General features: G+C 37.8%; 16 protein-coding genes and 1 riboswitch. Of the genes, 4 read left to right on the plus strand and 12 right to left on the minus strand.

What is annotated here, in order from left to right:
- Positions 1-72: 72 nt before the first annotated feature.
- The 7 genes from AC2YJL_RS16605 to AC2YJL_RS16635 form a co-directional block, all read right to left on the minus strand.
- Entirely contained in the window at positions 73-330 is a 258-nt protein-coding gene (locus AC2YJL_RS16605; protein ID WP_195694981.1) for a DUF2533 family protein, read from the minus strand.
- Positions 327-1,100, minus strand: a complete 774-nt coding sequence (locus tag AC2YJL_RS16610; RefSeq protein WP_251567713.1) for a nucleotidyltransferase domain-containing protein — start codon at positions 1,098-1,100, stop codon at positions 327-329. The genes AC2YJL_RS16605 and AC2YJL_RS16610 overlap by 4 nt, the downstream gene beginning before the upstream one ends.
- Before the next feature lie 5 nt (positions 1,101-1,105).
- A complete protein-coding gene (locus tag AC2YJL_RS16615; protein ID WP_251567712.1) occupies positions 1,106-4,723 on the minus strand; it encodes a dynamin family protein in 3,618 nt (1,205 codons plus the stop codon).
- A gap of 384 nt (positions 4,724-5,107) precedes the next feature.
- Positions 5,108-5,665, minus strand: a complete 558-nt coding sequence (locus AC2YJL_RS16620) for an isoprenylcysteine carboxyl methyltransferase family protein (protein ID WP_013082378.1) — start codon at positions 5,663-5,665, stop codon at positions 5,108-5,110.
- 5 nt (positions 5,666-5,670) lie between these two features.
- A complete protein-coding gene (locus AC2YJL_RS16625; protein WP_098248333.1) occupies positions 5,671-6,756 on the minus strand; it encodes a type III polyketide synthase in 1,086 nt (361 codons plus the stop codon).
- Between the two features lie 224 nt (positions 6,757-6,980).
- Positions 6,981-7,523, minus strand: a complete 543-nt coding sequence (locus tag AC2YJL_RS16630) for a GNAT family N-acetyltransferase (protein ID WP_013056162.1) — start codon at positions 7,521-7,523, stop codon at positions 6,981-6,983.
- 391 nt (positions 7,524-7,914) lie between these two features.
- Complete coding sequence (locus tag AC2YJL_RS16635) at positions 7,915-9,339, minus strand: NAD-dependent succinate-semialdehyde dehydrogenase (RefSeq protein ID WP_195697101.1); 1,425 nt, start codon at positions 9,337-9,339, stop codon at positions 7,915-7,917.
- Between the two features lie 130 nt (positions 9,340-9,469).
- Between AC2YJL_RS16635 and AC2YJL_RS16640 the strand changes: the two genes are divergently transcribed.
- Positions 9,470-10,330, plus strand: coding sequence for a LysR family transcriptional regulator (locus AC2YJL_RS16640; protein ID WP_251567710.1), 861 nt, complete (start codon positions 9,470-9,472; stop codon positions 10,328-10,330).
- A 107-nt stretch (positions 10,331-10,437) separates the two neighbouring features.
- On the opposite strand, the gene AC2YJL_RS16645 is transcribed toward AC2YJL_RS16640, so the two are convergent.
- The 5 genes from AC2YJL_RS16645 to AC2YJL_RS16665 all read right to left on the minus strand — a co-directional run bounded on the left by AC2YJL_RS16645 (position 10,438) and on the right by AC2YJL_RS16665 (position 16,629).
- The gene (locus AC2YJL_RS16645; RefSeq protein WP_050691213.1) at positions 10,438-11,748 is read right to left on the minus strand and encodes a nucleobase:cation symporter-2 family protein; all 1,311 of its coding nucleotides are present in this window, start codon (positions 11,746-11,748) and stop codon (positions 10,438-10,440) included.
- A 1-nt stretch (position 11,749) separates the two neighbouring features.
- Positions 11,750-12,343 carry a xanthine phosphoribosyltransferase gene (locus AC2YJL_RS16650; protein ID WP_028408002.1) on the minus strand — a complete coding sequence of 198 codons (594 nt, stop codon included), beginning with the start codon at positions 12,341-12,343 and terminating at the stop codon, positions 11,750-11,752.
- Between the two features lie 103 nt (positions 12,344-12,446).
- Positions 12,447-12,548, minus strand: a riboswitch (purine riboswitch).
- A 97-nt stretch (positions 12,549-12,645) separates the two neighbouring features.
- Positions 12,646-14,163: a carboxypeptidase M32 gene (locus AC2YJL_RS16655; protein WP_230932109.1), complete on the minus strand. Its 1,518-nt coding sequence runs from the start codon at positions 14,161-14,163 to the stop codon at positions 12,646-12,648.
- 124 nt (positions 14,164-14,287) lie between these two features.
- On the minus strand, positions 14,288-16,225 hold the full coding sequence (locus AC2YJL_RS16660) for an ATP-dependent DNA helicase (protein WP_013056155.1): 1,938 nt from the start codon (positions 16,223-16,225) through the stop codon (positions 14,288-14,290).
- A gap of 224 nt (positions 16,226-16,449) precedes the next feature.
- On the minus strand, positions 16,450-16,629 hold the full coding sequence (locus AC2YJL_RS16665) for a hypothetical protein (RefSeq protein WP_013056154.1): 180 nt from the start codon (positions 16,627-16,629) through the stop codon (positions 16,450-16,452).
- Between the two features lie 332 nt (positions 16,630-16,961).
- On the opposite strand from AC2YJL_RS16665, the gene AC2YJL_RS16670 reads away from it, so the two are divergent.
- From AC2YJL_RS16670 to AC2YJL_RS16680, 3 genes are read left to right on the plus strand one after another with little or no spacing between them, the layout of a single operon-like run.
- Positions 16,962-18,053 carry an ABC transporter ATP-binding protein gene (locus AC2YJL_RS16670; protein ID WP_230932108.1) on the plus strand — a complete coding sequence of 364 codons (1,092 nt, stop codon included), beginning with the start codon at positions 16,962-16,964 and terminating at the stop codon, positions 18,051-18,053.
- Between the two features lie 36 nt (positions 18,054-18,089).
- The gene (locus AC2YJL_RS16675; RefSeq protein WP_251567708.1) at positions 18,090-19,337 is read left to right on the plus strand and encodes an ABC transporter substrate-binding protein; all 1,248 of its coding nucleotides are present in this window, start codon (positions 18,090-18,092) and stop codon (positions 19,335-19,337) included.
- Positions 19,321-20,274 (plus strand): carbohydrate ABC transporter permease, encoded by a 954-nt coding sequence (locus AC2YJL_RS16680; protein ID WP_230932106.1) that lies wholly within the window; start codon positions 19,321-19,323, stop codon positions 20,272-20,274. Before AC2YJL_RS16675 ends, AC2YJL_RS16680 begins: the two co-directional genes overlap by 17 nt.
- Positions 20,275-20,284: the final 10 nt, after the last annotated feature.

A 20,284-nucleotide genomic window follows, 5' to 3' on the forward strand; every position in this document is an offset into this window, starting at 1 on the left:
ACTATTAGTATGGATCAAGCGGCACGTCATATCCTGTTCAAATTAAGGTAAAAACACCAGAGCTTAGCACGTTTACATTCTTGCCACGTACTCTTTAACCATTTCTTCTGTCACTACTTTACGGCCTGGAATGATGGTATATTTTTGAGACAGCTCATTAATTTCTGCTGTTGCAGCATTAATGCCGTCTACAGAAAAAGGTTTCCCTTCTTTGCACAGAAGCACAGCTGCTTCAATAGCTTGCTCGCGTCGAGCTTCTAAGCTGGCAAAAGCACGTACTAATTCGTGCTGTTTTTTAGAATGGGCTGAAATTTCTTTATGTACACTCATGTTCGTTCCTCCATTATATTATGCTGAGTTAGTAAAAATAAGTTAATGTCCTCATAACTGATTTGCTTTTCCGGTAATTCTTTTACGCTTTTTTCTATCGCTGCAGCTTCTTTCTTAATGCTGTCCAAAAAGTTTTTCATCTTTTCATTAAAAGCAACTTTCCCGCTTATCTTGCACTGTACAAATTGCTCAATGATGGATTGCTGCCTATCGTCGAGATTTGCCTGCTTACATAAATCGGCAAATAAAATGACAGGGAAACTGCGCTGCTTTATTACTACTTTCAGTGATAAAAATGCACGAATCAGTTGAAGCATCACTTTTATATCCTCTATTGTAACAGAAGATGTCAGATTTCTTTTACTATTTATCGTTAAAATTTTAAAATAATGATATCCCAATGCTTTTAAGGAATATGATTGAGCCATCATTTGCCGCAGTGGCTCAGCAAACGATGGCTTCTGATAATAAACAAGAGGCGACCATAGCCACTCATAAAGCGAAGGGTTTGATTTTGTAAACAAATAAATGGTTTTGTACAAATCCCACCCTTGCATATCATAATTTCCTTCTGCTACATTAATGACCTCCTGAGGTCTATTGAGATGAAGATAGCGTGACGCTTTATATTTGTATATAAAGCGAACGTCAAAATCACTCGCTGACGTGTCGAGTCCGTAAGCACGGCTGCCTGATTCACATGCAAACAAAATTTCCACATTATATTCTTTTTCAATTTCCTGTAAACGTTGATTTATGTGTGTAGACATAAAAATTAATGACCCTTTCTTTCCTCCAATACATGTTCTAGCACCCTCATTGTACTTACCAATTCTTGAATCGGAAATTCTTCAGACACGGCCGCTTGCAGCTGTTTGTAATAATCATACCATTCTTCAGATACAGACTGTTTATGCGCTAAAACGTACTGATTCACTAAATGAGTATAGTGTGAATGAAGAGCGGCTTCTTCTTTCGCAATGTAATGATTAACATCCGGCTTAATACGTTCTAGTAAAGCAGCGTGAAGCTTTGCTTTCTCATTTTTTTCAAAAAAGCTTTTATTGTTTTTATACAGTGAGAGCTCTTTTTGATACGATTCATTCTCATCAAACTGATGACTTGTCACAACTTCACTGCCATTTGGAGGCTCTAACGAGTTCAACGTTGGAGTAAACGTCGGTTCATAGCGCTGTAGCTTTGTAATGATCATTCGATGCCAGTCTTCGATTAATTTTACGATGTATTTTTCGATTCGCAAAGTGGTCGCACGCACTTCTTGCGTTGCATCGAAGGAAATAGACGTTAACAACTCCTGCAAACACAGGCGCAGCTGCTTTTGCTTTTCACCTCGATCATCCCTTAAGTTTGCCGGACTGAAGGCTTCTTTAAAGAAGTCATCGTACCTCACAAACAGACGTTTTTTTACATAAAATAAGAGCTCTTCTAATTCTCGGTCAAACTGCTGTTGTTCATATTCAAAATGAATTTCATGCAGTTTTGCTGCTACCTGCTCATTTTTTATGTGAAGAGATTGAATGTATCGCTTTTTATCCACTTCTGATTTTGTTTGCACCTGTTTCATTTCATTGGCAACTGCTAAAATTTGTTCGAAATCTGCATAAACACTTTGGATAGCAAGCTCTGGTAATTCATAGTTTATGAAGCGGTAAAACGCATTTTTGAATGGCAGAAACATTTTATCCTCGTGGTTTTGCAAAGCCTGCAAGCTTGATACCGGGTATAAGCGCGGAAAGCGTATACCATACTGTTCAAGCTGCTCTTTTACGTACGTCTGAACTAACTGCAGCTCTGTATCCGAGCTGGCTAGGTCCGCTGCATTTACTAAGAAAAACATTTTATCAAGCGCAAATACATCTTTTACACGGCCAAGCTGAATAAGAAATTCGCGGTCAGCTTTTGAAAACGCATGATTATAATACGTTACAAATAAAATGGCATCTGCATTTTTGATATATTCAAACGCTACTCCAGTGTGTCTCGCATTGATTGAATCAGCTCCGGGTGTATCAACGAGCGTAATGCCTAAGCGAGTAAATTCACAGTCATAATACAGGTTAATAAATTGAACAAAACACGCTTTTTCTTCTTTGGCTACATAATCATGAAATCCTTCTGTATCCACTACTACTTCTGAACCGATATGCTGCTTGACTTCGCCGTAGCCTTTTTCTACTGCCTGTAAAAACGACAAATGCAGCTGCAGCTCTTCTGTTGCCTGCAGGGTTGGAATAATTGTTAGCGCTTCGTCAATTGATTCTACTTCATGATGAAACAGCTTAAGTGCACCATTTAAATCTTGGATCATTTGCTCGTTTGTTTTCATTTGTACAACAGCTGTTTTATGCGGCCGTTTTTCCGTTGGAGGCATAATTTTATTGATGGTTGCTGTTGTTGGGTTCGGAGATACAGGAAGTAATCTTTCTCCAATCAACGCATTGGCAAAAGATGATTTACCGGCACTGAACGCTCCAAATAAAGCTACGGTAAACGTTTGATTTGATAGCTTTTTACGCTTTTCTTGAAGCCTGTTAATAAAGCGGTCTAATTTTCCAAATGAACGGAGCTGTTCGAGAACAGCTGATACATCTTGAAGAACCTTTTCTGTTCCTGTTTCATGCGCAGCTTCCTCAGGCTCTGAAACTAACTGCTGCTCACTCACGGCTTCATGTTTTTCTTCAGCTTTCATGATGCCCTTTTCATATTCTTCTTGTAACATATATGACAACTCGTTCGCATCTTCTGCCGTTAGGTCGTCATCAGTTTGCTGTAAAGATTGAAGCAAAGCTTTTGTACGTGCCAATTTTGCTTTCATTTCCTGAAGAGATGTATACGCTTCTTCAAATGCTTCACATTCCTGCAAGTGCTGATAAATTTTTTCACGCTTTACTTCATCTTGCTCGATTTTGCTCTGTTCAATTTGCGCATAAAGCTCATATAATAATCGCGTCGCTTTTTTCTTAATATGATCGGCTACATCTTTTGCGTACGTTAAAACATAATCACCATTAATCGTAGCTCCTGCCTTTACCGTTTCAATTAAATCATGCGGCTCTAACGGAATTTCAAACTGCTGAACCTGGCGTATAAGATCCGGATCGGTAAGATTTTGATTTTTCACCAGCTCTTGCACATATTGCTGCAAGTGCCACTGCAGCTGAGAAGCTGCACGTTCTTTCATATCATCAAAAAATAACGTCAGCCGCTCTTTTTTTACTTCCTCGGTCTTTTTCTTAGCAAATAAAAGACCCACTTTAAAATCAGGCTTTGTCGTTTCTAAAAACAGCCTAGCTTTTTCTCTCATTTCATATGGTGTTAAATTGGCGTTGCTTAGTATCTTACCTGTTTCTTGTTGGTACGTTTCTGCCAGCTGCTTTTCAGCCCGCCTCATTTCCGCTTCTTTTTCGAGAAGCTGCTCTTTTTGCTGCTTATTGATTTCATGGTTCTCAAGCGTCAGCTTATGGCGCAGATCGTCATGAATCGTTAACTTTTCTTCTTCTTGGTCTTCAATAAAGGCAAGGTGATCGTCAATTACCATTTGCATCGCATGTTGAATATGCTGATGTCGGTTTTCTTTTTCCGTCATCATAGCAAGTAATAGAGATTTTACGTACGAAAGGTCGTTATGACGGTTGGTTGGCTCTTTTAACGACGTATAGAAGATTCCTTCTGGTCTCACATTCCACTTTAAAAATGACGTTTCGACAGACTCTTTAAATGCTTGAAATGTTAGCTGATCTTCTTGGTGTTTATCAATTTGATTTACAATTAAATAAAGCGTTTTATTAGCTTCTTGCAGCTGTTTTGCAAATTGAAGATTTAATTCTGCCTGCACATGATTATAATCCATCACGTAGAAAATAACGTCCGCTAAGTGAAGAGCTGACTCGGTCGATACACGATGCGCATCATCTGTTGAATCAATTCCCGGTGTGTCCATCACCACAACATTTTTAGGAATAGCATCTGTATCTATCGATAAATGAATGGACTCTACTTCATCTCCATCGACAGCAAACTGCTTAATTTGCTCATACTCATAAGGCGCTTCATAACGCACCGGCGGCTGTTTGCGGTAATAAACGGTTGCATGCTCATCTCCAGCTTTTACTGATACTAAGTTTGCGCTTGTTGGAATAGGACTTGCAGGCAAAATTGCTTGCCCCATTAATTCGTTAATCATGCTCGATTTTCCAGCCGAAAAATGTCCGCAAAATGCTACAACAAATTCACCGTTCACCCACTTTTTTAACAGCTGTATTGCTTTTGCTGCCTGCTGTTCATCTCCAGCTGCTTGAAATTGCTTATGTAAATGAAAAAGAGATGCTTCCAATCGGAGATTTTCTTGATGTTTCACACTCACTTTACCCATTATTACTCTACCCCTTTTGCCTCATTCAAGACTGTATTTAAATGTTCTTTATCCAGCTTTATTTCTGCTTATTCTTTCTCTATTTTACTTGATTCGCATGCGTTTTCCCATAAAAAACTGAATTTTTAGTTACAAAAACAATAAAAAAAGCTGTCAATAATTTGACAGCTTTGTATCGTATTTTTTATTCATCGCATGTATGTTACGCCTTTTGGGCTTTTTCAATATTTTTCATTACATACGTTGTGACGCCAACATATGTAGCAAGAGCTCCGATCACAAAAAGACTAACCATTACGTCCACCACCGTTTCTACTTGATGAAATTGATAATCTTTATCATTTGTTTCATCTTATCATGAAAGATAATCATTTTCAATTAGTTTTAAGATTTTTTTACAGGAAAGAAACGGCCCCTGTTTTGCATCACTTCGCCGTAATTTGTTTCATTCGTTAACGCTTGCTCTTCTAAGGGAATTCTAACAGCTAATATACACAAATTGAAAACAGAAAAAATAGCTAACGTCCAGTATGCCTGAAACATAAGCGGAACTAACACCAATTCTGCCGCTACTACCGTATAGTTAGGGTGCTTCATAAAACGATAAGGACCTCTTAGCACAACCTTCGCATTAGGCAAAACGATAATTTTTGTATTCCAATACTTTCCTAACGAAGAAATAGCCCATATTCTTGCAAGTTGCACAAGCACAAAAAAACTAAACAACAAAAAAGAAAAGTGATACATTCCATCGTTTAATACATACACTTCCGTAAAAAGAGCAGCAAAAAAAGCGGCATGCATGCTTACCATCCATTTGTAGTGACTTTGACCAGCTTCGTATGCTCCCTGCTTCTTCATCCAAGCTTCATTTCTTTTGGCAATAACCAATTCACATAGACGCTGTAAGATAATAAATACAAAAAAGCTATAAAAAAACAATCGCTTTACCTCCACTCTAATAGAAGCATTTCAGAACTAAATCCAGGGCCAAGAGCTGTTAATAAACCGTATTCTTCACTCGAAATTTCTTTCTTCATAAAGCGGTCTAATACATACAAAACGGTTGCGGAAGACATGTTTCCATGGTTTTTAAGTACATCTAGGGAATCAGCAATCATATTTTCGTTTAGCGACAGCGTTGATACATATGCTTCAAGCACTTTTTTCCCTCCAGGATGAGCAACAAAATGCTTTAAATCCCGACTGGTCAAATGCTGTGTTTGTAAAAATGACTCAACTTCTCCGCCTAACCACGAATCGATAATCGTGGGAATATCTTTTGAAAAGACAACAAATAGTCCATCATTTTTGATCTCCCACCCCATTACATCTTCTGAATTGGGCATGAGCGTCGATTGTGTATGTAAAATGTAAGGGTAGCTTTTTGCAAGGGCAAAAGTGGTATCAGCTTCGTCACCTGCGACTAAAGCAGCCGCTACTCCATCTGCAAATAAAGACGTACCGATTAAGTTGCTTTTTGAACGATCATTTCTCTGAAAAGTTAAACTGCAAAGCTCAATGGATAAAACAAGGACTTTAGCACGCGGAAAGGCTTTGCAATACTCATAAGCTCTTGAAAGCCCAGACGCTCCTCCAGCACACCCTAATCCCCAAATAGGAATTCGTTTTGTGTGGTCTGAGAACGCAAGCTTATTCATAATTCGTGCTTCAATGCTAGGCGTAGCTAAACCGCTTGTTGAAACATAAAAAATTGCCTCAATTTCTCCACATGGCAAAGGAGTACTTACATAGTTCTTATTTGTTAAGCAGTCTTCAATTGCTTTTGTACCTAATTCAACAGCAGATTCTATAAAAGCATCATTTTTTTCTTCAAATGTATGGTCTTCTTGAAACCAAGATAAGTCTTTGGCAAAATTACGTTTCTCAATTTGACCATTTTGAAAAACGGTTAGCAGACGATTAATATCTTTAAACGACTCGGAAAAAAGTTCTTTTGCAAATAGCAGCGTGTCTTGCTGAGTTAATTCATAGGGGGGAACTCCAAATCCAACTGAGATAATCTTTGGCATACACTTCACCTCTTTGATTGCGTTACATTTAACATTTGTAATAGCTGGGGATTTATTCAATTCTTTTTTAGTGGAATGGAGGCGAAACATAAAAAAACTTTCCTGTAACTCAGGAAAGTCTACGTTTTGAAGAAGTGTATGTTTGTTGTGCACTTTTATTATAGCGCAAATAATCTGAATGTACAGATACAATTTATGGATTGACGAAAATAAGTGCTTATTTTTTATGAAAAGAAAATGGACATATAGATTTCATCTACATATTCATTGTTGAAATAAGCTTGTTCTTTCATAACGCCTTCTTGTTCAAATCCTACCTTTTTATACAATTCGTATGCCACTTTATTCGAAGCAAACACAGTTAAAGAAAGTTTATGAAGATTATTTTCTTTGCACCAGTTTAGCGTATAATTCATAAATTGTTTGCCTATTCCCATTCCCTGTGCTTTTGAAATAAGCCATGTACGGAAGAGCCCCGTGTGGCGCTTCATTTTAATTTCGCCTCTAAGAACACGTGCAATTCCAAGCACTTCACCTTCGACTTCAGCTACAACGTACATGTGATTGTTCTTTTCTACTGATGCAATAAAATCTTGCTCTTCTTGGACTGTGCGCGGCTCATCTTTTTGAATAAATTCCCCGGCTTCAATAATTTCTCTTACCGCTGTTGTAATATGCTCTGCATCACTTGCCTGTGCAGGGCGAATAGTGACTTCACGTCCGTCTTTTGCTTTAAATTTCACTATGTTTTTCTCTGCTGTAATCATCTATATCAACTCCTATATTTTTCACCATTCAGTACTACTATTTTGGTTCTAGCTTGCGTAATTTATCAGTGGTAAAGTTCTGCTTTTCATTTCATCTAACAAGCAATCATGTGCATTTGTTGTATTACCCACGCTTTAAACAAAGCTAAACCATTTTTGAAATATTTATTCTTGCACAGACACCCTAGAAATGCAATTAATTGTGCTAAAGAACTATTATTCCAAATTTTCTTTACAAAAGTGCATAAAAAAGCTAGGACACAACAAAACACCTGAAAGCTACGTCCACCTTACCAACAAAAAAATACGAACTAACAACCAATAATTTTGATTATTAGTTGCTAGTTCGTATTTCACTTCGACTAAAATATTTTTGTCCCTCTGCTTTTGATTAAAGTCCCATTGAGATATATTTTACTTCTAAATAATCTTCAATGCCGTAATGACTTCCTTCGCGTCCAAGACCACTTTCTTTAAAGCCGCCGAATGGAGCTTGAGCTGCAGATGGAGAGCCATCATTTACTCCTACAATGCCGTATTCTAACTCTTCAGATACAAACGTTGCTTCTTTAATGTTTTCTGTAAATACGTAAGCGGCTAAACCATAAGGGCTATTGTTTGCTCGTTCTACGGCTTCTTCTACTGTTTTGAATGTTGCTACAGGTGCCAATGGTCCAAACGTTTCTTCAAACATGCAATTCATGTCATCAGTTACATTTGTAATAATTGTCGGCTCCATAAAGAAACCGTTTTTAGTTGTTATAGCTTGTCCGCCAACCACAACTTTAGCTCCTTTACTTTTTGCATCTGCAATTTGTGCTTTTACTTTCTCAACCGCTTTATCGTTAATTAACGGTCCAACTTGTGTACCTTCTTCTAATCCATTTCCTACTGTTAATTCCGCCGCTTTTGCTGCAAATTTTTCAACAAAAGCATCTGCAATGGATTCTTGTACATATACGCGGTTTGTGCAGATGCACGTTTGACCTGCGTTTACGAACTTAGAAGCAATTACGCCGTTTACAGCAGCGTCTAAATCTGCATTTTCTGTTATGATAAACGGTGCGTGACCGCCTAATTCCAGCGATAATTTTTTCACAGTATCAGCAGCACCGCGCATTAAATGTTTGCCAACCGCTGTTGAACCAGTAAATGTTAATTTTCGGATACGTCCGTCTTTTTGCCATGTGTCACCAATAGCTGCTGCATCTCCAGTAACAACATTGATTACACCTTTTGGAACTCCAGCTTCTTCTGCGAGCTCTACTAAACGATATGCTGTAAATGGTGTTTCTTCAGATGGTTTTAGAACAATTGTACATCCTGCTGCAAGAGCTGGGGCCACTTTACGCGTAATCATTGCTGCAGGGAAGTTCCATGGTGTAATAGCTGCTACAACGCCGACAGGCTGTTTTTTAACCGTAATACGTTTATGCGTATGATGAGCTGGAATCGTTTCACCGTATACACGCTTTCCTTCTTCAGCAAACCAAGCAATATAATCATTGCCATACTGCACTTCACCTTTTGCTTCTGCAAATGGTTTGCCTTGTTCCGTTGTCATAATTTCTGCTAGTTCATCTTTATGATTTTCAATTAGTTGATGCCATCTCATTAAAATAGCACTGCGCTCTTGAGCGGTTCTTTTCGACCATGTTTTAAAAGCTGCAGCCGCTGCATCAGCGGCAAGTGCTGCTTCCTTTGCGCCTGCCTTTGGAATTTGTCCTATTACTTCTTTTGTTGCTGGATTGACTACATCAATTTTCTCTTCCGTTGTTGTCCATTCACCGTTAATATATAGTTTGTTTGGATACATCATTCATCCTCCTAGTTGTGTGAATTTCTTTGTGCTGTGTTAACTACACTATATACACTAGCATCTTCATTGATTTATGAGAACTTCCCTTCTATACTATGGGTATAACAAAAGGTTATAGGTGATAAATATGAAAACAGAATGGCTTGAGTCTTTTATTGAAACAGCCAAAACAAAAAGCTTAAGCAAAGCAAGCGAACAGCTGCATATGACGCAGCCCGCGCTCAGTAAGCAAATGAGAAAACTAGAAGAAGATTTAGGAATCACATTATTTATTCGCTCCGCTACAGGAGTAGAATTAACCTCAGCAGGTGAAATTCTTTTACAAGAAGGTGAATCCATACTATCAAGCGTTCATGCTCTTCAAAAAAAATTAGTGTCTACGCAAGAAGCTTGTGATTTAACTATCGGAACGTGGCAGAGTATGGCTGCTTTTTACTTACCTTATCAACTGGCTTCTGCTAAAGATCACAATCGCCATATTGATATAAAAACCTCGCATCACTATTATGATTTGTTAGAGCAGTTAGAAAGCAATCAAATTGACGGGGCTTTATTTGATGATGGAGAGGTTCAACATACTTACTGGTCAAAACTATTATTCAAAGAAGACTTTTATTTATTTGTGAATGATCAGCACCGGTTAGCCGAAAAAGAAAGCGTATCATTTAAAGATTTTAAAGAAGAACCCATTGTAGTTCTCCCGCCAGGGTGCGATGTTCGGACATTAGTAGAAAAAGCGTACAATCGTCATAACTTAAAAATTTCCATTGCTAATGAAATTGAATTTGCTCAAAGTATTATGGGATTTATTTCAGCTAATTTAGGTATTTCAATTCTGCCTGAAATTTTTATGCGTCATTTACAAAGCTCAAACATTAAAGCGTTACCCATTACAGACTTCAAATTCAAAAGAGAAATTTCATTAGTGGCAAAAAACCCTGATGTGGGGAAAATGCTTTATACACTGTTTTTCAAAACACGGTCTTAATAGGAAAAACGAACAAATTAGGCCTATGTTCCCCATAACAATGAAAAGATCCGAACGATTAACCGTTCGGATCTTCTCAACTAAAATATTTTTGTCCTAGCCTCTTTTTATTTCGATACGACTTCATTTGTTAACTTTGTTTCTGCAACTTGCGTACGTGGTGATTTCATCATATTAAAGACAATATTTAAAAAGATTGCTGTAAAACTCCCCATTACAATACCGCTCCCAGTAAGAACTTGAAGACTCTCTGGTAAGTTTTTGAAGAGTTCAGGTACAACCGTCACCCCTAGACCCATGCCAACCGAACATGCAATCACAAGAAGGTTTTCTTGTTTGGCTAAATCAACTTGACTAAGGATTTTAATACCTGAAGAGATTACCATTCCAAACATAGCTACCATTGCTCCACCAAGGACAGAGCTCGGGATAACCGTCGTCACGGCTGCGATTTTAGGTAGAAAACCCAAAACAATTAAAATTCCACTCGCTGCAAATATAACATTTCTTGTGCGAACACCTGACAATTGTAAAAGTCCTACATTTTGAGAATAAGCTGTATAAGGAAATGCGTTAAAAAATCCGCCTAATAAAATCGCCAGTCCTTCTGCACGATAGCCTTTAGATAAATCTTTTTCATCCACTTCTTTTTTACAAATATCACTAACAGCAAAATAAACGCCTGTTGACTCGACAATACCAACAAGTAAAACAAGGAACATTGTCAGAATGGCCATAATATTAAAAGTTGGCATCCCAAAGTACAAAACATGTGGCATATGAACCCACGCTTCTTCTTTTACGCCGGAAAAATCTACTTTTCCCATAAAAGAAGCTGCGATTGTTCCAACAACTAATCCTAATAACACAGAGACGGAGCGCATAAATCCTTTTGTAAATCGATACAGAACAATAATTAATAGCAAAACGCCAAAACCTAAACCTAAATTGCTCAAGCTGCCAAAATCTTTACTTCCTTCTCCTCCGGCTAAATCTTTAATCGCTACAGGAATTAACGTAATTCCAATAATCGTTACAACCGAGCCCGTAACTAAAGGAGGGAAAAACTTAACCAATTTACCTAAAAAAGCAGAAAGAAGGACAATGAGTAAACCAGCGACGATAATAGAACCATATATGGAAGAAACGCCGTAAGAACCTCCAATTGAAATCATAGGTCCTACTGCAGTAAACGTACACCCTAATACAACTGGAAGACCAATTCCAAAAAAACGATTTTTCCATACTTGCAGTAGAGTTGCCACACCACACATAAATAAGTCAATCGCCACTAAATACGTAAGCTGCTGCTGAGTCAAGCCAATGGCTCCTCCAACAATAAGCGGAACAACAATCGCACCTCCGTACATAGCTAAAACATGCTGTAAACCAAGTGAAAAGACTTTTCCTTTATTCATATTAAACCTCCACTGTTGGTTTATCTTCAGCAAATGTAACTTTACCATTTGATAAAGACTGAATGCGTGCTAATGATTCTACTTTAACGCCTGATTTACGAATTTGTTTTCCTCCATCTTGGAACGCTTTTTCAATAACAATCCCAATGCCGCCTACTTTAGCACCTGCTTTTTGTACGATATCCATCAAGCCGAATGCAGCTTGGCCGTTTGCTAAAAAGTCATCAATAATTAAAATCACGTCATCTTCTCGAATAAATTTATCAGCAACTGAAATTTCATTTTCTTCTTTTTTTGTAAATGAATATACTTTTGATGTAATGAGTCCGTCTTGAAGTGTTAAAGATTTTCTTTTTCTGGCAAACACCATCTCAACGTTTAGCTTCAATGCGGTCATAATCGCTGGAGCAATTCCTGATGATTCAATCGTTAAAATCTTCGTAATTCCTGCATCTTCAAAACGCGAAGCGAATTCTTCTCCAATTTCTTTCATTAATACAGGATCCATTTGGTGGTTTAAAAATGTGTCTACTTTTAAAACCGTGTCCGATAATACGATACCATCTGTTAAAATTTTGTTTTGCAAAGCTTTCATAGTTCGTTCCTCCAACGTTTGTATTAAAAAAGCTCAAAAACATAGCTGCACTCGTATATGAGTAGAGCAATGTCCTTGAGCTGTTACGCACAAAAGTGAAAAACAAACTTCATCGCTCACCCATAGTCAAACTATTTACGGTAGTTTGGTAGATACTTACGAGCCTTATTCTCGTCATTATATGAGTGCGTTATTGAGTTAATTGTATTATATCAGCAAATCTTTTATTTGAAAATATCTAAAAGCGATATTTTCGAACATTTACTTGCGATACAAAACATAATATTCGGTTATAGCGCTTTTTATACGCGATAAATTTCTCCATATTTCTTTTCTAGATACTGAATTAAATAATCTACATTTAAGCCTTCTCCCGTTACATCGTTTAAAATTTCAAGAGGCTTTTTCATTTTTCCGTACTGATGAATATGTTCTGTTAGCCAATTTGTAATCGGCGAAATTTCTCCTTTTTCAAGAAGTTCATCATAATTAGGCAAGTCTTTTAACATGGTATGCTTAAACTGCGCTGCGTACATATAGCCAAGAGCATAGGAAGGGAAGTACCCAAAGCTTCCTCCGGCCCAGTGTACATCCTGAAGCACGCCTTCTCCATCGTGACTTGGACGAACTCCTAAATATTCTTCGTATTTCTCATTCCAAATTTCCGGTAAATCTGCAACTTTATATTCTCCGTTTATTAATCCTTTTTCAATCTCATAGCGAATCATAATATGAAGAGGATACGTTAACTCATCTGCTTCAATACGAATAAGAGACGGTTTCGCCTCATTTACTCCTCGGTAAAAATCTTCTAAATCTACATCGTCAAATTGTCCCGGCGCATGCTTTTTTAGTACGTCGTAATGATGCTGCCAAAATGCCTTATTTTTACCGACAAACTGCTCAAAAAACAGCGACTGTGATTCATGAATTCCCATTGAAGTACCTTCACATAGAACTGTACCGACAAGATTCTTTGAAATATTCTGTTCATATAAAGCATGGCCGCATTCGTGAATTGTTCCAAAAATAGCCGTTCGAAAATCGTTTTCGGCATATTTAGTCGTGATGCGCACATCTCCCGGGTTTAAGCCAGTAGCAAAAGGATGGACTGTTTCATCAAGTCGCCCCGCTTCAAAATCATAGCCAAGCGTTTTTAACACGTCTAGACTAAATTGCTTTTGCGCTTCTTTTGGGAAAGTACGGAATAAAAATTCCGTATTTGGCTTTGTATTCGACCCGGCGATTCGCTGAACAAGAGGCACAATATGCTCCCGCAGCTTTCCAAATACCTCGTCTAAGATTTCAACCGTCATCCCCGGTTCAAAAAGGTCTAATAAACGGTTATATTTGTTTCCTTCATACCCCCAATACTCCACAAACTTCTGATTGAACGCTACAATTTTTTCGAGATACGGTTGAAATAAAGCAAAATCTGCTTTTTCTTTTGCGTCTTCCCAAACCGACTCAGCTTTTGAAGTTAATGTAACGTATTCTTTATATTCGTGCGGAGGAATCTTTTTATTTAAGTTATATTCTTTTTTACATTCTTCCACTGCTTTTTTCGTAATATCGTTTATGTAAGGCTGTGACTCAGGGTTCGTTAATTTCTCAATAAAACCTGCCATTTCATCAGAAACCGAAAGATTGAACGCTTCTGATGACATCATGCCAATAACTTCAGAACGCTGGTCCGCCCCTTTTTTTGGAGCACCCGTCCTCAAATCCCAGTACATCACTCCGATTGCCTCGTGATAACTTTTGATTTTATTCATGTATTCATAAAACTGTTTCTCAATTTTCTGTATGTCTTCTCTCATTGTTTTTCCTCCTTACTTTCCTTATTTCACCATAAATTATTTTATCATAATAGTAACGGCGTGTATATAACTGAATATTCAATCTATTATGCGTATAAAAAAACGCGGCTACAACCGCGCTTTTTTATACGTTTTCTATTTTTGTTGGGACATTTTGTTCAATGATTGAACGCACTTTTGAATCTGTGCTTTTTGGCATAAAGATCGTGATTAGACCCTTATCGTTATGAGAGCGAATCAGCCTTCCAACTCCTTGCTTTAAGCGAAGAAGCATATACGGCATATCTGCATCCCAAAATGGATCGACTACTTGATTGCGCTTTGCTTCAAAGACCGGATCATTTGGTGGATACGGCAGAGACCAAATAATTACATTAGATAGCGAAGGTCCAGGAATATCCAATCCTTCCCACAAATGAACAGCGCATAAAATCGTTTCTTCTTCCCTTTGGAACTGAGATACTAATTTACTGATTTCTTGATCGCCTTCAAATAAGAATGTGTACTGATTTAACTCTTTGGAAACTTCTTTGAACATCTCTAGTTCTTCTTTGCTGTTAAACAGTAAAAGTGCTCGTCCGTTCGTTTTTTCGAGCTGCGCAACAGCAAAGGCGAATTTTTCAGCAAACGCTTCTTCTTGATCATCTGAAACATTTTTTACCGCAATTTTCATTTGCTCATCATAATCAAATGGCGATTCAACGGAAAAAGAAAGCGGCTTTGCAATTCCTAAGCTATATGCTAAATAATCGAACGATTGGTTATCTGAAAGAGTGGCAGACGTGAAAATGTATGGTATTTTCTTTGCAAATACTCGTTCTTTTAAGACGTCTTTTACTGCTTGCGGCATAATAACCAACGTCAGCTGCCAGTTGTTTTCTTCCACCCAGTAGATGGCATTTTCATTGTCCATAAATAAGCGCAGCGAATAGTCAATTTGATCTAGGTACTCATCTACAATTCGCAGCGTATATTCGTCTACTGTATAGGTCTCACTCTCAAACACAAGCTCGTTTCCGATATGCTCAAGCAGCGATAAAAGTTCTTTTCCTACACTTTGTAATCCGTTTGTACGGGCTACTTCTTTACGGCTAGAACCAACGATTTCTGTGCTTGCTTCACTTAAACGGTCAAAGAACATTGCGTACACATCGATAGCGTGCTCGATCTTCACAGCAAATTCTTCTCGCACGTCATTTTCTAATAGACGCGTTAACAAGTTTTCTAACGTATCTTCTTGAATGCGATATGTTAAAGCCTTTTGTGCAGCAAATTCCAGCAGGTGACCTTCATCAAATACAACACAGCTGCTTTCAGGAAGAAGGGGAAGCTGTCCTTCACGCTTGCGGGCTTCATATGTCCAAATGTGCTCCATGTAAAAATCGTGAGAGCAAATAATTAAGTCATGTGCTTTTCTATAGTGCTCACGTGAAAGCGTTAAGCCGCATCTATGACGCTGCTCACAGGAAGAGCAGTCTTGAAACGTATCCCAGTTAATTTGATTCCATTCCTCATCCGTTAAATGAGGATATTCTTTACGGTCTCCGTAGTGATAGAACGACTGCATACCGCTATGATCATGAACAAAATCAGGAAGCGTATCGTAAATTTCTTCAATGTTTTCATTATCTGTTCGTGCTGTCACAGCATCTAATTTCTTTAAACACAGATACTGATCTTGAGATTTTGCTAGGCGAACATCCATGTTAATATCTAAAATACCAGAGAGCTTGGCAATGTCTCCTTCGGCTTTTACTAACTGTTCAATTAATGTTTCATCCGCACAGGCAATAATAGCTGGCTTGCCAATATACCTTGCATAACAAATAGCATACAGTAAATACACAATGGTTTTTCCTGTTCCTACACCTGCTTCTGCAAAGATTACATTTTTTTCTTTAAAAGCTCGTTCGATTTGAAAAGCCATAAAAATTTGTTCGTCTCGAAGTTCTAACCCTGCGTCTGGAAGATGATCATAAAAAACATCACCTATCCATTCATTTAATTTGTCAAAAAAGTTTTCATCCCGCTCAATTGTAAAAGGCAACCGCTCTCTCATCATCGATACTGACTCCTTTATTTATGTAAATATCTATCAATAAAAATTAGCTTCACTTCTTTTTATCTAGTAAATTTCTCATGTAAGCAAAACTTAATTATTGACTACTTTATCTAAAATGTCAATAAAAAGAGCTGAACATAAAAAAGTTCTGCCTGTAAGGACAGAACCTTTTTGTATAAAAGCTGAGTGTATAGAACGCAAACGGAATAAGTGCTATTAAAAAATTAATTGCAGCGGAATTTTGAGTCCGTGGACTGAGACAATAAAAAGGCCGCTTCATACTCGGCTTTTGCTTGTTCCAGCTGAGTAAGCGTCTCTCCGCTCACTTCTATTCCCTGCTGCATTAAATGATAGCTGTTTTCCAACGCTTGACGAATCATAGTGAACTGCGTGTTTCTATCCATTTATAAACATCCTCTCTCTGTAGTGCTTACTATAAAAGTGAATACTATCATTCTATACACCAGCTGTTTATTTTATTCTCAAAACCAGCATCTCTGGCTTAATAAATGGCTTCTTTCATTTAAGAAAATAATCGAACTTATTAAAATATTTTAATTCTCACTTGACATATAGGAATAATATATTTTAAAATTACTTACAGATTCAATCACTCAAAACTACATAATACAGGCTTACCGGTCAACCGATAGCCTCTAATTGCCAGATACACGTACCATCCATCTGTGCAATTAGAGGCTTTTATTTTTTTAAAAGCCTGCTGAAAGGAGAAAAAATGGCAGAACTGCAGTTACAGCATGTGTATAAAAAATACGGAAAAGATAGTCTTGCAGTTGATAATTTCAATCTTCATATTCAAGACAAAGAATTTATTGTGTTTGTAGGACCTTCAGGGTGCGGCAAATCCACTACCCTTCGAATGATCGCCGGCCTTGAATCGATAACAGAAGGAGAATTGCTTATTAATGGAGATCGTGCAAACGATTTGCCTTCTAAGGACCGGGATATTGCAATGGTATTTCAAAACTACGCGCTTTACCCTCATTTAACAGTTTACGACAACATGGCATTTGGCTTGCAGCTCCGCAAAGTCCCAAAACAAGAAATTGATGATCGCGTTCGTGAAGCGGCTCGTATTTTGGACTTAGAACCCTATTTAAAACGCAAGCCAAAAGCGTTATCAGGAGGCCAGCGTCAGCGAGTGGCTTTAGGAAGAGCCATTGTACGGAATGCCCAAATTTTTTTAATGGATGAACCTTTATCTAATCTTGATGCGAAGCTTCGCGTACAAATGCGTGCTGAAATCAGTAAGCTTCATCAGAGGCTGCAGACGACCATTATTTATGTAACCCACGACCAAACAGAAGCGATGACGATGGCAAGCAGAATTGTAGTTATGAGAGACGGAAAAATTCAGCAAATAGGTTCACCTATGCAAGTGTATAATGCTCCAGAGAATACGTTTGTAGCCAGTTTTATAGGATCGCCGGGAATGAACTTTTTCACAGGAAAAGTAGTGAACAACATACTGTACATCAGTGAACATGAGTTTCAGCTGACAGAAAATCAAATGCATTCGTTACATGAAAAAGGCTACAACAATCAGTTCATTACTGTAGGAATTCGACCAGAGCATATTACGCGCGCCTATTCTGATGCTTCTCATATTTCATTACCGGTAGAGGTGTCTGAGTTATTAGGAGCAGAGTACATACTATACAGTAGTTTAGGAGACCAGCTCTTTGTAGCTAAAATCCCTGGAGATGAACATATTCAAGTTCATCAGCACTTTCCATTTCATTTTCAAATGAATCATGCTCATTTCTTTGACCAAGCATCTACCAACCGTATCAAAATTGACCAATAACTATCTAAAAAGAATTCTATAAATGGGGGAACTAAAATGAAAAAATTATTAATTCTGTTAGCAATGCTCACCGTGATCATCGCGGGCTGCGGCAAAAACAGTTCAACAAGCGGCGACAGCAGTGACTCTTCTAAAAAAGTAACCATTAACTTTACGCATTGGCGAGGAGAAGATTCGAAAGCTTTTGATTCTATCATTGAGCAATTCGAAAAGAAAAATCCAAATATTCATGTAGAAATGACCGTCTTTCCTTCTGATTCCTATCAATCACAAATTCAAGGATCTCTATTATCTGGAGAAGGTATCGATTTATTTGCTAGTTTTCCAGGAAGTCAATTTGAAACGATTCGCAAAGCAAACGGTTTTGCCAAGCTGGACGACCAAAGCTTACTCAGGAAATTTGACGAAAAGCTAATCCAAGCGGGCAAAGCGGATGATACGCAATATGCTCTTCCTTATCAGCTGGTCTATAACATCCCTGTCTATAACAAAGGCATTTTTGAAAAACTAAATTTAGATGTTCCTAAAGATTGGAATAGCTTTTTAAAAACATCTGAAGCATTAAAGAAAAATGGATACACTCCAATTTTATTTTCAGGAGACGTAAGTCCTTCTCAATTTATTAATCCAATGATTATGAATAACGAACCTACAAACAACGCCCTTCACGAAGTAGAAACGGGCAAGCGCAAGCTAACTGATGAATGGTTTATCAAAACCCTATCTCAAATTAAAGAATTAAATGACAAAGGTTACTTCCAAAAAGATGCTCTTGGTACGAAAAAAGAAAGTGCTGCAGCACTTTTTGCTCAGGAAAAAGGCGCAATGCTTGCTCAAGGTTCTTATATGATGGCTACAGTCAAACAGCAAAATCCGAAGATTGATCAAGGTTTGCTTGCCCCGATTACAGTGGATCAAGATAAAGCAAAATACGAAGGTGTTCATACCACGACATTCTTATTAGGTGTTGCTGAAAAATCAAAACACAAAGAAGCTGCTAAGAAATTTTTGACTTTCCTTGCAGATCCAAAGGTTTCTTCTGAGTACGCAAATGCTACTGGCCAGTTATTAACGGTCAAAGACGTGAAATATGATTCACCTGAACTCAAAGAAAGCGCAAAGTGGAAAGACAAAAAAACGGTCTTCCAACCTCGATTCACCATTTTAAATGAGCGCGTATCAAAAGCTGTTGAAACATCTGTACAGGACGTACTATCCGGTATGTCAGCGAAAAAAGCTGCTGAAAAAGCACAAGGAGAGGTAGAACGTGTCGCTAAAAACTAATACGTCTATTCAAGAAGAAGAAAAGAGAACCCCTTCGTTCTCTTTTCCTCTCTTTTCATTTAAAAGTATCTCTAAAAACAGACATCTATGGTTGTTTTTACTTCCCGGTTTTATCATATATACTGTTTTCTTTGCATTGCCAACGCTTTCTGCTTTATTTTTAAGCACAACTGATTGGAATGGATTGTCTTCTCAGTTCTCATTTGTAGGGTTTCAAAACTTCAAAGAAATTTTAACAAACGATGCTATTTTTACACAGTCTCTTACAAACAACTTAAAGTTTACAATTGGCGTGCTGATCTTTCAAACATTATTGAGCTTAGGCTTTGCACTTTTACTTTATAAAAATTCTGCATGGAATACATTTTATCGTTCACTCTTTTTTGTACCGACGATTATTTCGTCCGTGTCGATTGCCTTCACGTGGAACTTTATGTATGACCCCAACATTGGAGGAGTGAACCTATTTTTAAGTAAAATAGGCCTTGAGCATTGGACCCAGTCTTGGATTGGAAATGGACATATCGCCATTTACAGCTTGGCTTTTGTACAATTTTGGGCACATACTGGTCAAATGCTTATTATTTTTGTAGCTGGAATTCAAGCTATTCCCAGCGAGTTATATGAAGCTGCTAGTATTGATGGAGCAACAAGATGGCAAAAATTCAAGCGCATTACGTGGCCTCTTTTAGCTCCAGCTACGACAATGGTTGTAGCTTATACGACCATACAAAGTTTTAAAGCATTTGATTTAATCATTGCAATGACAAATGGAGGTCCCTCCAACTCAACTGAAATTCTTTCGACACTGCTTTATCACGAAGCTTTTATTAATTTTCGTTTCGGCTATGCCTCTGCCATTTCAGTTATATTTATGATTGTGATTGCTCTTTTAACGTTTCTTCAATTTCGCGTACTTCGCTTAACCAAAATGTAAAAGGAGATTC

It is taken from the genome of Priestia sp. SRI_019, from assembly GCF_057586255.1.

Excerpts from the sequence above, each read along its gene's own strand:
- AC2YJL_RS16605 (WP_195694981.1), bottom strand. The coding sequence starts at position 330 with ATGAGTGTACATAAAGAAATTTCAGCCCATTCTAAAAAACAGCACGAA.
- AC2YJL_RS16610 (WP_251567713.1), bottom strand. The coding sequence starts at position 1,100 with ATGTCTACACACATAAATCAACGTTTACAGGAAATTGAAAAAGAATAT.
- AC2YJL_RS16615 (WP_251567712.1), bottom strand. The coding sequence starts at position 4,723 with ATGGGTAAAGTGAGTGTGAAACATCAAGAAAATCTCCGATTGGAAGCA.
- AC2YJL_RS16625 (WP_098248333.1), bottom strand. The coding sequence starts at position 6,756 with ATGCCAAAGATTATCTCAGTTGGATTTGGAGTTCCCCCCTATGAATTA.
- AC2YJL_RS16630 (WP_013056162.1), bottom strand. The coding sequence starts at position 7,523 with ATGATTACAGCAGAGAAAAACATAGTGAAATTTAAAGCAAAAGACGGA.
- AC2YJL_RS16635 (WP_195697101.1), bottom strand. The coding sequence starts at position 9,339 with ATGTATCCAAACAAACTATATATTAACGGTGAATGGACAACAACGGAA.
- AC2YJL_RS16640 (WP_251567710.1), top strand. The coding sequence starts at position 9,470 with ATGAAAACAGAATGGCTTGAGTCTTTTATTGAAACAGCCAAAACAAAA.
- AC2YJL_RS16645 (WP_050691213.1), bottom strand. The coding sequence starts at position 11,748 with ATGAATAAAGGAAAAGTCTTTTCACTTGGTTTACAGCATGTTTTAGCT.
- AC2YJL_RS16650 (WP_028408002.1), bottom strand. The coding sequence starts at position 12,343 with ATGAAAGCTTTGCAAAACAAAATTTTAACAGATGGTATCGTATTATCG.
- AC2YJL_RS16655 (WP_230932109.1), bottom strand. The coding sequence starts at position 14,163 with ATGAGAGAAGACATACAGAAAATTGAGAAACAGTTTTATGAATACATG.
- AC2YJL_RS16660 (WP_013056155.1), bottom strand. The coding sequence starts at position 16,225 with ATGATGAGAGAGCGGTTGCCTTTTACAATTGAGCGGGATGAAAACTTT.
- AC2YJL_RS16665 (WP_013056154.1), bottom strand. The coding sequence starts at position 16,629 with ATGGATAGAAACACGCAGTTCACTATGATTCGTCAAGCGTTGGAAAAC.
- AC2YJL_RS16670 (WP_230932108.1), top strand. The coding sequence starts at position 16,962 with ATGGCAGAACTGCAGTTACAGCATGTGTATAAAAAATACGGAAAAGAT.
- AC2YJL_RS16675 (WP_251567708.1), top strand. The coding sequence starts at position 18,090 with ATGAAAAAATTATTAATTCTGTTAGCAATGCTCACCGTGATCATCGCG.